Source organism: Pseudoduganella sp. UC29_106 (genome assembly GCF_044055365.1).
Taxonomy (GTDB): domain Bacteria; phylum Pseudomonadota; class Gammaproteobacteria; order Burkholderiales; family Burkholderiaceae_D; genus Rugamonas.
Map to the genome: position 1 here is coordinate 6,355,211 of NZ_CP171977.1, position 12,000 is coordinate 6,367,210.

Consider the following 12,000-nt stretch of genomic DNA (forward strand, 5'->3'; position numbering starts at 1 on the left):
CGACGGGCGCGGCGGGGGGAATTCGACAATGCTGGAAACTTAGTGGTGGTGGCCGCAGCCGTGGGCCTTCGGGGCGCCGGGGAGCTCGGTTCCGGGTTCACGGCCGGTGTCGCCGGGAAAGCCGGCGGCTTCGAGGCGGGCGCGGTAGTCGGCCCAGTGGTGGTCCTGGCGGGCGCCGAGGTCGTACAGATAATCCCAGGTGTATAAGCCGGAGTTATGGCCGTCCGTGAAGGTCGGCTTCACGGCATAGTTGCCGACCGGCTCAAGGTCGCTCATGCCAACTTCGCGCTTGCCAACCTGCAGCACTTCCTGGCCTGGACCATGCCCCTTTACCTCGGCCGACGGCGAATACACGCGCAGCAGCTCGTAAGGGATGTTGAAGCTGGCGCCGTCGTCGAAGGAGATTTCGAGATAGCGCGATTTGTTGTGCAGGGTCAGTCCGGTCGGATTAGGCATGGTTCAGTTTCTTGACGATGGCTGCGCGCAATTGCGGCAGCAGGGCCTCACGGGACGCCACCGTGGCGGCGTCCGGCTCGCGCTGCTTCGCGCCCCAGGTGGGGTTCGGGAAGTGCGCATCGTCAGTGTAACGCGGGATCACGTGCCAGTGCACGTGAGGGGTCATATTGCCGAAGCTGGCCACGTTCACCTTGTGCGGGGACATGGTTTCGCGCTGCGCTTGCTCGACGGCCCAGACGGCCTGCATGATGTGGCCGCGGTCTTGCGGGGACAGGTCGGTCATTTCACGCACGTGCTCGTGCCACACCACGCGCGCGAAGCCGGGGTAGCCCGGCTCGTCGACCAGGATCACAGCCAGGAGGTCGTTGCGCCAGACCAGCGGGCCGGTGGCCGCGGAGGCCGGGTCGGACGCGGCGGCGTCGAAGCCGGCCAGCAGGCGGCACAGGTCGCAGCCTGCCGTCATACCAGCACCCGCTCGATGCCGCCGTCGTTGGCCTTGGCGACGTAATCGACCAGCCAGTTCTCGCCCAGCTTGTGCTTGGCGATCTCGATCACGATGTAGTCGGCGGTGGTGCCGGAATCGTCGTTGTAGCGGGTCAGGCCCTGCAGGCAGGACGGGCAGGAAGTGAGGATCTTCACCTCGCCATTGAAGCCGTCTGCCCGCAGCTTGTCCGCGCCGCTGACCATTTCCTGCTCCTTGCGGAAGCGGACCTGGGTCGAGATATCGGGACGGGCGGCAGCGAAGGTGCCGGACTCGCCGCAGCAGCGGTCGTTCTTCTCGATCTTCACGTTATCGACCGTGGACACCAGCGCATTCACCGTCTTCAGCGGGTCCTGCTGCTTCATCGGCGTGTGGCAAGGATCGTGGTACATATAGCGGGTACCGTTCACGCCTTCCAGCTTCACGCCCTTCTCCAGAAGGTACTCGTGGATGTCCATGATGCGGCAGCCCGGGAAGATCTTCTCGAACTCGTAGGACGCCAGCTGGTCGTAGCAGGTGCCGCAGGAAACGACCACGGTCTTGATATCCAGGTAGTTCAGCGTATTGGCCATGCGGTGGAAGAGGACGCGGTTATCCGTCATCATCTTCTCGGCCTTGTCGTAGTCGCCCGAGCCGCGCTGCGGATAGCCGCAGCACAGATAGCCCGGCGGCAGCACGGTCTGCACGCCCACATCCCACAGCATCGCCTGGGTTGCCAGCCCGACTTGCGAGAACAGGCGCTCGGAACCACAGCCCGGGAAGTAGAACACGGCTTCCGAGTTCGCGCTGGTCTTCTTCGGATCGCGGATGATCGGGATCATCTTGTTATCCTCGATATCCAGCAGCGCACGCGCCGTCTTCTTCGGCAGGTTGCCCGGCATCTTCTTGTTGACGAAGTGGATCACCTGCTCGCGGATGGCCGGCTTGCCCACCGATGGCGGCGGCGCCTTGGTCTGCTTGCGCGCCACGGACTTGAACACTTCATGGCCCAGGCGCTGCGCCTTGTAGCCCCAGCGCAGCATGGTCTCGCGCGTGGCGTGGATGGTCGCAGGATCGGTCGCATTCAGGAAGAACATGGCCGCCTTCTTGCCGGGGTTGAAGGAGCGCTTGTCCATCTTGCGCAGCAGATTACGCATATTCATCGACACGTCGCCGAAGTCGATGTTGACCGGGCACGGGGTCACGCACTTGTGGCACACGGTGCAGTGGTCGGACACGTCCTCGAACTCTTCCCAGTGGCGGATCGACACGCCGCGGCGGGTCTGCTCTTCGTACAGGAAGGCTTCGATCAGCGAGGACGTCGCCAGGATCTTGTCGCGCGGCGAATACAGCAGGTTGGCGCGCGGCACGTGGGTCGAGCACACCGGCTTGCATTTGCCGCAGCGCAGGCAGTCCTTGACGCTGTTGGCGATCTCGCCGATATCGCTCTGCTGCATGATCAGCGATTCGTGGCCCATCAGGCCGAACGAAGGCGTATAGGCATTGGTCAGCGTGGCGTCCATGCCCGGCAGGTTGAGCAGCTTGCCCTTATTGAAGCGGCCTTCCGGATCGACGCGCTCCTTGTACTTGCGGAAGTCGCCGATTTCGTCATCGGTCAGGAATTCCAGCTTGGTGATGCCGATGCCGTGCTCGCCCGAGATCACGCCGTTCAGCGAACGGGCCAGCTTCATGATGCGCGCCACTGCCTTGTGCGCGTCCTGCAGCATCTCGTAGTGGTCGGAGTTCACCGGCAGGTTGGTGTGGACGTTGCCATCGCCTGCGTGCATGTGCAGCGCCACGAACACGCGGCCGTGCAGCACGCGCTTGTGGATGGCCTGGGCTTCATCCAGGATCACCTTATAGGCGCCGCCATTGAAGATGTGGCGCAGTTCGGCGCGGATCTCCTGCTTCCAGCTGATGCGCACCGTGCGGTCCTGCGCCACGTCGAACAGGGTGGCGTTGGGCTGGTGCTGCAGGCGCTCGTCGAAGGCGCCGGCCAGCGATTGCAGGCCAAGTTCGAACAGCTGCTCGCGCACTTCGGCCAGGGGCTTGTCCAGATTGTCGAGGATGAAGGACCAGCGTGCCTGCACCTGGTCCAGCAGCGCCAGCGCCTGGGCAGGACGGTCGCCTATGATTTCGGCGTAAGGCACCTTCTCGTCCGACACTTCATCGCTCTTGCCGACCGGGAGATTCCCGGCCGCGAAGAATTCGCGCAGGGCTTCGGCCAGCTGCAGCTTGTTCTTGATCGACAGCTCGATGTTGATGCGCTCGATGCCGTCCGTGTACTCGCCCCATGCGGTTCAGCGGGATCACCACGTCTTCATTGATCTTGAAGGCGTTGGTATGCTTCGCGATGGCCGCGGTGCGGGCGCGGTCCAGCCAGAATTTCTTGCGCGCTTCCGGGCTCACGGCCACGAAGCCTTCGCCCACGCGGGTATTCGCCAGGCGCACCACTTCGGAGGTGGCCAGCGCCACGGCGTCTTCATTGTCGCCGACGATGTCGCCGAACAGCGCCATCTTGGGCAGCGTGCCGCGCTTCGATTTGGTGGCGTAGCCGACAGCGCGCAGGTAGCGCTCGTCCAGGTGCTCCAGGCCGGCCAGACGCAGGGTGGTGAATTGCTCGCCCTGTTTCGGCAGGCCGTCCAGGTAATCCTTGATTTCAACGATCGACGGGATCGCGTCGCGCGCCTGGCCGAAGAATTCGAGGCAGACGGTGCGCGTGTACTTCGGCATCTTGTGCAGGATCCAGCGCGCGGACGTGATCAGGCCATCGGTGCCCTCTTTCTGCACACCCGGCAGGCCGGCCAGGAACTTGTCGGTGACGTCCTTGCCCAAGCCTTCCTTGCGGAACTTGCGGCCTTCGATTTCCAGGATCTCGGTCCTGAACGGCTCGCCCTTTGCTTCGCCCTTGGCGTTCGGATGCGTCCATTCCAGCTTGAAGCGGGCCAGCGGGGTATCGTGAATCTTGGACAGATTGTGGTCCAGGCGGGTGACTTCCAGCCAGTCGCCCTGCGGATCAACCATGCGCCACGAGGCCAGGTTGTCCAGCGCGGTGCCCCACAGCACGGCCTTCTTGCCGCCCGCGTTCATGGCGATATTGCCGCCGATGCAGGAAGCGTGGGCCGAAGTCGGGTCCACGGCAAATACGAAGCCCGCCTTCTCGGCCGCTTCGCTGACCTTGTTGGTGATCACGCCCGCTTCGGAGAAGATGGTCGCGTATTCTCGATCCACGCCCGGCAGGACTTTCATCTCGACCTTGCCCAACGTAAGCAGTTTTTCCGTGTTGATGACGGCCGACAGTGGCGTCAGCGGGATCGCGCCGCCGGTGTAGCCGGTGCCGCCGCCGCGCGGGATGATAGTCAGGCCCAGTTCGATACAGCCTTTGACCAGGCCGGCCATTTCATCTTCGGTATCCGGCGTCAGCACCACGAACGGGTATTCAACGCGCCAGTCGGTGGCGTCGGTCACGTGGGAGATGCGCTTCATGCCGTCGAAGCAGATATTGTGCTTCTCAGTGTATTTGCCCAGTACCTTCTGCGTACGCTTGCGCAGGTCGTACATCTGGCGGAACTCTTCGCCGAAGTCGGCTACGGCCTTGCTGGCGGCGCGCAGCAGCTTCTCGACGTTCTCGCTGCGCTTGGCGGCATCGCTGTCATTGTCGCTGGAGTCGACGGCCAGGCGGCGCTTGTCCACTTCCGTCAGGCGGTGATGCAGGGCGTCGATCAGGGCATTGCGGCGCTTCGGGTTATCCAGCAGGTCATCCTGCAGATAGGGGTTGCGGCGCACCACCCAGATATCGCCCAGCACTTCGTACAGCATGCGCGCGGAACGGCCGGTCTGGCGGGCGCCGCGCAGTTGATCCAGCAATTGCCAGGCCTCTTCGCCCAGCAGGCGAATGACAATTTCGCGGTCGGAGAAGGACGTGTAGTTATAAGGGATTTCGCGCAAGCGGGTGTGCGCGTGACCATCGGGCGATTCTGCGAGCAATGCCTGGATTTGGGCTGGGGCGTTCATTATCTGCGTGGACGTAAGGCTGACGCTGGGCATGACATTCTAGCTTATTGCGGCGCACAAAGGCCGAACAGCCTTAGAACCCGTCCGGGTTCCGTTAACGTCAATTGCCAAGCAAATATTTAGTTGAGTGCGATACCAACTGAATAAGATTCAGTTTAGCACACTCGGCAAGCCTTGGTTCAGCCGCCGAAGAAGTTCGCGACCGAACGCCAGAAACCGTCGGGAATAAACAGCAGCGCAGCGGTCATGGTGACGTAGCGGGCGAATTTGCCGATGGCCATATAGGTGACCGAGGACCAGAACGGCAGCTTGAGCCAGCCGCCCAGGGTACAGAGGGGGTCACCGATGCCTGGCAGCCAGGCCAGCAGCATGGTTTTCGACCCGTAGTGGGACAGCCAGCCGAACCACCGGCTTTGGCGTTCCTTGGCGAATGCTGCCTTGGCGTAATAGCCGATCCAGTAATCGACGATGCCGCCCAGGGTGTTGCCGACCGTGGCCACGGCGATGGCGGGCCAGAACATGTCGCCATTGGCCTTGCAGACGGCAAATACGGCCGGTTCCGAGCCCAGCGGAACCAGGGTGGCGGAGACAAAACTGATGACGAAGACCGATGTCAGGCCTACTTCGGGTGCGGCCAGCACGCCCAGCAGCCAGCGGATTGCAGATTCGATCATCGATCAGGGTGGATGAGCTATAGAGGAGGTGAATGGCATACATTATAATGGTCCGCACCAAGCACACCGCACGACTGGACAGCCGGCCACCCGCAGACCCGCGCAGGCCGGCGTGCTGCACCCCTTCGGTTACAAGCCGTTGAAGCATGTCTTTGCACCAGGCCACCCTGCCTGGCCTTAATCGTTGAATCCAAGACTATGACTATCGACTACCTGAAGAAAATCCTGACCTCCGCGTCTACGACGTGGCTCATGAAACGCCTCTGGAACTGGCGCCGACCCTGTCGCAGCGTTACCAGAACCAGATTTATTTCAAGCGCGAGGACATGCAGGACGTCTTTAGCTTCAAGGTACGCGGCGCTTACAACAAGATGGCGAATCTGAGCGACGCGCAATTGAAGCGCGGCGTCATTTGCGCCTCCGCCGGCAACCACGCTCAAGGCGTCGCCCTCTCGGCTGCAAAGCTGGGCTGCCGCGCGCTGATCGTGATGCCGACCACCACCCCGCCGCTGAAGATCGAGTCGGTGCGCGCACGCGGCGGCTCCAGCGTGGAAATCGTGCCTGCACGGCGATTCCTACACGGACGCCTACAACCACGCGCTGCTGCTGGAAAAAGAGCAGAAACTGACCTTCGTCCACCCCTTCGACGATCCGGACGTGATCGCCGGCCAGGGCACGATCGCGATGGAAATCCTGCGCCAGCATTCCGGCCCGATCCACGCCATCTTCGTGGCCATCGGCGGCGGCGGCCTGATTGCCGGCGTGGCGGCCTACGTCAAGCAGCTGCGCCCGGACATCAAGGTGATCGGCGTGCAGACCATGGATTCCGATGCGATGGCGCGCAGCCTGAAAGCGGGCGAACGCATAACCTTGCCGGACGTGGGCCTGTTCTCCGACGGTACTGCCGTGCGCCTGGTAGGCCAGGAAACCTTCCGCCTCGCGCAGCAGTTCGTGGACGAGATCATCATCGTCGACACGGACGCGATCTGCGCGGCCATCAAGGATGTGTTCACCGATACGCGCTCGATCCTGGAGCCTGCCGGTGCGCTCGCGATTGCCGGCGCCAAGGCTTATATCGAACGCGCGGAGCTTTCCAAGAACCCGGTCAAGCATGAAACGCTGGTCACCATTGCCTGCGGTGCGAACATGAACTTCGACCGCCTGCGCTTCGTGGCTGAACGCGCGGAGCTGGGCGAGTCGCGCGAGGCGGTGTTCGCGGTGTCGATGCCGGAGCAGCGCGGTTCCTTCAAGCGTTTCTGCAGCCTGATCGGCCCGCGCAATGTGACCGAGTTCAACTACCGTATAAGCGATGAGGCGACCGCGCACGTGTTCGTGGGCGTGCAGATCAGCGACCGCGGCGAATCCGGCTCGGTGGCGCGGCGCTTCGAAGAAAATGGCTTCGATACGCTGGACCTGACGCACGATGAACTGGCGAAGTCCCACCTGCGCCACCTGGTCGGCGGCAAGAGCGCGCTGGCGAAGGATGAATTGCTGTACCGCTTCGAGTTCCCCGAGCGTCCGGGCGCGCTGATGCGCTTCCTCGATTCGATGGCGCCGAACTGGAATATCTCGCTGTGCCACTACCGCTCGCAAGGCGGCGACGTGGGACGTATCCTGATCGGCTTGCAGGTGCCGCCGGATGAGATGGACGAGTTCGCACGCTTCCTGGCAACGCTGGGCTATCGTTATTGGGATGAGTCGCAGAATCCGGTGTACAAGCTGTTCCTGTAAACCGGGAAGTGCTGGTGCCTGCCACGATGTGGCAGGCACCCGTTACGCGCCGCCGGCCAAGGTGTCTGCCACATCGTGGCAGACACCAGCATTTGGGTTTGGTTTACCATGTCGGTCTTAAGTAACAATCAAATGCACCCATGTCCACCAATTCCCCCGACCAATCCCCTCTCGGCAAGACTTCCTCGTACCGCACCGAGTACGCCCCCGAGCTGCTGTTCCCTATTCCGCGCCAGGCCAAGCGCGATGAGCTGGGGCTGGCGGGCACGCTGCCCTTCTACGGCGTGGACATCTGGAACGCCTACGAACTTTCCTGGCTGAATATGCGCGGCAAGCCGCAGGTGGCGGTGGCGCGCATCACGGTGCCGGCGGCGTCGCCGAACATCATCGAATCGAAGTCCTTCAAGCTTTACCTGAACTCCTTCAACCAGACGCGGCTCGCGGGTCCGGATGCGCTGAAGATGCTGCTGGAGCAGGACCTGTCCGCTGCGGCGGGCGCCAACGTGCATGTGGTGATCACGATGCAGGAAGATTTCGCCAAGCTGCAAATGGGTGAACTCGATGGGCAGTTGCTGGACCGCCTCGATATCGAAGTGGATAACTACTCGCCCAAGCCCGATATCCTGAAAGCGAATTTCGATGAGCAACCAGTGGAAGAAATCCTGGTATCCCACCTTCTCAAATCAAATTGCCTGGTCACCGGACAGCCGGATTGGGGCAGCGTGCAAATCACGTATGCGGGTCCGCAAATCGACCAGGAAAGCCTGCTGAAATATCTCATCGGTTTCCGCGAACATAATGAATTTCACGAGCAGTGCGTGGAACGTATCTTTACGGACATATTGCGCCAATGCAAGCCTCAACATTTAACGGTGTACGCACGCTACACCCGTCGAGGCGGTCTTGATATTAATCCGTGGCGCACCAACTTTAGTGGTGCAAGCAAGCCGTCAAATTTACGCAACGCCCGACAGTAATTTGGCGGAATCTGTCTTACAATGAATCAATAACTGTTGCGGCAATTCCTCAGCAATTGCCGCCTCAAGTCCCGCTCAAAAAACGGCGAAACCGCGCCACAACAAGGCAAAACATGGTGTTTGCCTTGCATGACCGATTTCAAGTGTCACGGCTGAGAAAGAAGCCTATAATTCGCTCGCAGTCAGCAGAAACTATGTCGCGTTATGAATAACCTGAGCAAAATCCTGTCGCTCGAGAACGTACAACTGGACCTAGAAGTGTCCAGCAAAAAACGTGCTTTTGAGCAAGCAGGTCTGATCTTCGAGAACAACTGCGGCATCGCCCGTTCCACTGTGTCCGACAACCTGTTCGCGCGCGAGCGCCTCGGTTCGACCGGCCTCGGCCACGGCGTCGCAGTGCCCCACGGTCGCATTAAAGGCTCGAAAAGCCTGAAGTCGCCGCTGGCCGCTTTCGTGCGCCTGTCCGAGCCGATTCCTTTCGAATCGCCGGATGGCAAGCCCGTCAATCTCTTGTTCTTCCTGCTGATCCCGGATCATGTAACGCAGCAGCACCTGGAAATCCTGTCCGAGATCGCTGAGATGTTCTCGGATGATGCTTTCCGTACGGCACTTTCCACCGACCCCGATCCGGCTTCCGTGTACAGCCGCATTGTCAACTGGCAGCCAAGCCTTCAGGCGGCCGGTTAAGTTTAAGTTAAACTAGGGGCTTCGACATCACCTTCAGGCAGGCCCATGCTGCAAACCCCTCTGACGATTCAACGCTTATACGACGATAATCGGGAGACGTTGCAGCTGGGATGGTTCGCCGGCTTTCCCGGCGGCGAGCGCCTGATTTCGGGCGACGTGGCATCCGCGGCCGACCAGGTCGGCCACCTGAACACCATCCACCCAGGCCGTATCCAGGTCTTCGGGCACCAGGAAATCAATTACTACCAGCGCCTGAAGTCGCTGACGCGCGCCCATGTGATCGGTGAGCTGATTGCGGGCGGACCGCCGGCGCTGATCATCGCGCAGGGCCTGGAAACGCCGCCGGACATCCTCGCAATCTGCGACGAGAAAAACATCCCGCTGTTCTCCACGCCGTTGCCTGCGGCACAGGTGATCGACTTCCTGCGCGTCTATCTGTCCAAAAAGCTGGCGCAGCGCGTGATCATGCACGGCGTGTTCATGGACGTGCTGGGCGTGGGCGTGCTGATTACCGGCGATTCCGGCCTGGGCAAGTCCGAACTTGGCCTGGAACTGATTTCGCGTTCCCACGGCCTGGTGGCGGATGATGCGGTGGAGTTCTCGCGCATCGCGCCGAACATGATCGAGGGCCGCTGCCCTCCCCTGCTGCAAAACCTGCTCGAAGTGCGCGGCCTGGGCCTGCTGGACATCAAGGCCATCTTCGGCGAGACGGCAGTGCGCCGCAAGATGCGCCTGAAGCTGATCGTGCATCTGGTGCGGCGCTCGGCGTTGGAAGAGGAAGTGGAGCGCCTGCCTTTCCAGTTCCCGACCGAGGACGTACTTGGCCTGCCGGTCCGCAAGGTCGTGATCCCGGTGGCGGCCGGCCGCAACATCGCGGTTCTGTTGGAAGCCGCGGTGCGCAACACCATCCTGCAACTGCGCGGCATCGATACCCTCCAGGAGTTCATGGAGCGCCAGCGCCAGGCAATGAGCGGAGACTGATATGCGCATCGTTCTGATTACAGGCATCTCCGGTTCCGGCAAATCCGTGGCGCTGAACGTGCTGGAGGACATCGGCTACTATTGCGTCGACAACCTGCCGCCGGCGCTGCTGCCAAATCTCGTTTCCACGCTGTCCGACGAAGGCGCTGACGCGCTGGCCGTGGCGGTCGATGCGCGCAGCGCGGCTTCGCTGGCCAGCCTGCCGGCCGAGTTCCGCAAGCTGAAGGAAGAAGGTCATGATGTGAAGATCATGTACCTGACGGCCAGCACGCATTCGCTGGTGGCGCGCTTTTCCGAGACACGCCGCAGCCATCCTTTGTCGCACGAGCTGCATCCTGGACAGAATCCGGCCGGGCGGCGTACGCTCATTGAGTGCATTGCGGAGGAGCGCGAGCGCTTGTCCGCCATCCAGCAGCTGGGGCATGTGATCGATACGTCGGAACTGAGCGCGAACAAGCTGCGGGCGCTGATCAAAGATCTGGTGCTGAGCGAGAATGCGCCGTTGACGCTGTTCTTCGAGTCGTTTGCGTTCAAGATGGGCGTGCCGCTGGATGCGGACTTCATGTTCGATGTGCGCGCAATTCCCAATCCTTATTACGACCTGGCGCTGCGTCCTTTGACGGGACGCGATGAGCCGGTGATTGCTTTCCTCGATGCGCAGCCCAGCGCGGAGGAGATGTTCAACGATATCCGCGGCTTCGTTGAGAAGTGGCTGCCGGCGTTCAAGAAGGATAACCGGAGCTATCTGACTGTGGCTATCGGCTGCACCGGGGGACAGCACCGCTCCGTCTACATGGCAGAGCGCCTGGCGCGGCATTTTCACGATACGGAGAACGTCGTTCTACGGCACCGCGAGCAGTCGTAGCCGTGCACGCACGGCGGATCAAACGATCCGCCCTACGCCGGGCAGCAGATCATCGTCTCATGTGATTTGACGCAACGCGTAGGGCGGATCATTGATCCGCCGTGTCGAGGCCGTCGGCGGCGTTAAACGCCGAGGCGGAGCTGCCAGTAGCTCACGTCAAGCCAAGAACCGAACTTGAACCCGACCTCGCGGAAGCTGCCGACTGGCTCGAACCCCATCTTCTGGTGCAGGGCCATGCTGGCCTCGTTTGGCTGCGCCACGCCGCCGATCACCAGGTGGATGCCGCACTGGGTCAGCAGTTCGAGCAAACGGGCGTAAAGCCTTCGCGCATGGCCGTTGCCGATAGCGCAGGGCTTGAGGTAAATGGAACTCTCCACCGAACGCCGGTAAGCCGAGCGCTCCTTCCATTTGGTCGCATAGGCATAGCCGAGAATCTCGTCGCGGTCTTCCAGCACCAGCCAGGGCAGGCCGGCTGTGATCACATGATCGATCCGGCGCGCAATTTCGGCGCTGGTGACTTCGATCTCTTCAAAGGTGATGGTGGAATGCGTGACGTAATGGTTGTAGATGCCTGCGATGGCTGCTGCATCGGCCGGGTGGGCTGCGCGTATCGTGGTCATGTCCGCTTCGATAAAAGTTAATGACCACGATGAATGAGCAAGTAGCGCGCCAGAGAATAGCGGCGTCCGCCGCACCATAGCGGTGCGATCAGCCCAGCCAGTGCACCACTTCGATCGTATGCTGGTCAGGATCGGTGATCATGGTGCCGTAGTAACGTTCGTTGATGTCGGGACGCAGGCCCGGCTGGCGCAAGGTCCGAGCGCCCAGTTCGGTGGCGCGGGCATGGAAGGCTTGCGCGGCTTCCGCCGACGGCGCGGCAAACGCAATGTGCGCGCGATGGCCGGGTAAAGGGCTGTCATCCTGCGCGGGATAGATGGCGAAACCCCAGTGGCCGTCGGCGCCGAAGATGGCCTGGGTACCGTCCTGATGCTGCACGGTGTAGCCGAGCGGGGCGAGGCAGGCAGTGTAGAAGTCCAGCGCACGCTGCAGGTCGCGGGTGCCGATGGATACGTGGTCGATCATCATGCTTCTCCTTGTGTGGGAGAGCACATCTTACGGACGGGCCGTGGAACGATTTCGCAATTTAAAGGCAGC

The 12,000-nt window shown here is 61.7% G+C and carries 9 protein-coding genes and 2 pseudogenes; 5 read left to right on the forward strand and 6 right to left on the reverse strand.

Annotation, left to right across the window (positions count from 1 at the left end):
* Positions 1 to 39 precede the first annotated feature (39 nt).
* The 4 genes and pseudogenes from ACHMW6_RS31650 to ACHMW6_RS31665 form a co-directional block, all read right to left on the reverse strand.
* Positions 40 to 456 (reverse strand): gamma-butyrobetaine hydroxylase-like domain-containing protein, encoded by a 417-nt coding sequence (locus ACHMW6_RS31650; protein ID WP_395403077.1) that lies wholly within the window; start codon positions 454 to 456, stop codon positions 40 to 42.
* Entirely contained in the window at positions 449 to 919 is a 471-nt protein-coding gene (locus ACHMW6_RS31655; RefSeq protein ID WP_395403079.1) for an HIT family protein, read from the reverse strand. The genes ACHMW6_RS31650 and ACHMW6_RS31655 overlap by 8 nt, the downstream gene beginning before the upstream one ends.
* A pseudogene (locus tag ACHMW6_RS31660) lies at positions 916 to 4,930 on the reverse strand (DUF3683 domain-containing protein). Before ACHMW6_RS31660 ends, ACHMW6_RS31655 begins: the two are co-directional and overlap by 4 nt.
* A gap of 179 nt (positions 4,931 to 5,109) precedes the next feature.
* Entirely contained in the window at positions 5,110 to 5,604 is a 495-nt protein-coding gene (locus ACHMW6_RS31665) for a YqaA family protein (protein WP_395403081.1), read from the reverse strand.
* A gap of 198 nt (positions 5,605 to 5,802) precedes the next feature.
* Here ACHMW6_RS31665 and ilvA point away from each other — a divergent pair.
* From ilvA to rapZ, 5 genes and pseudogenes are all read left to right on the forward strand, one after another.
* A pseudogene (gene ilvA, locus ACHMW6_RS31670) lies at positions 5,803 to 7,335 on the forward strand (threonine ammonia-lyase, biosynthetic).
* Between the two features lie 140 nt (positions 7,336 to 7,475).
* Positions 7,476 to 8,312: an NADPH-dependent 7-cyano-7-deazaguanine reductase QueF gene (gene queF / locus ACHMW6_RS31675; RefSeq protein WP_395403083.1), complete on the forward strand. Its 837-nt coding sequence runs from the start codon at positions 7,476 to 7,478 to the stop codon at positions 8,310 to 8,312.
* A 204-nt stretch (positions 8,313 to 8,516) separates the two neighbouring features.
* Entirely contained in the window at positions 8,517 to 8,999 is a 483-nt protein-coding gene (locus tag ACHMW6_RS31680) for a PTS sugar transporter subunit IIA (protein WP_395403085.1), read from the forward strand.
* Between the two features lie 45 nt (positions 9,000 to 9,044).
* Positions 9,045 to 9,980, forward strand: a complete 936-nt coding sequence (gene hprK, locus ACHMW6_RS31685; protein WP_395403087.1) for an HPr(Ser) kinase/phosphatase — start codon at positions 9,045 to 9,047, stop codon at positions 9,978 to 9,980.
* Position 9,981: 1 nt separating this feature from the next.
* Positions 9,982 to 10,845, forward strand: a complete 864-nt coding sequence (gene rapZ / locus ACHMW6_RS31690) for an RNase adapter RapZ (RefSeq protein ID WP_395403089.1) — start codon at positions 9,982 to 9,984, stop codon at positions 10,843 to 10,845.
* A 122-nt stretch (positions 10,846 to 10,967) separates the two neighbouring features.
* Here rapZ and ACHMW6_RS31695 read toward each other — a convergent pair whose 3' ends face one another.
* Both ACHMW6_RS31695 and ACHMW6_RS31700 read right to left on the reverse strand, forming a co-directional pair.
* Positions 10,968 to 11,465 (reverse strand): arsinothricin resistance N-acetyltransferase ArsN1 family B, encoded by a 498-nt coding sequence (locus ACHMW6_RS31695; RefSeq protein ID WP_395403091.1) that lies wholly within the window; start codon positions 11,463 to 11,465, stop codon positions 10,968 to 10,970.
* An 88-nt stretch (positions 11,466 to 11,553) separates the two neighbouring features.
* Positions 11,554 to 11,931 carry a VOC family protein gene (locus tag ACHMW6_RS31700; protein ID WP_395403093.1) on the reverse strand — a complete coding sequence of 126 codons (378 nt, stop codon included), beginning with the start codon at positions 11,929 to 11,931 and terminating at the stop codon, positions 11,554 to 11,556.
* Positions 11,932 to 12,000: the final 69 nt, after the last annotated feature.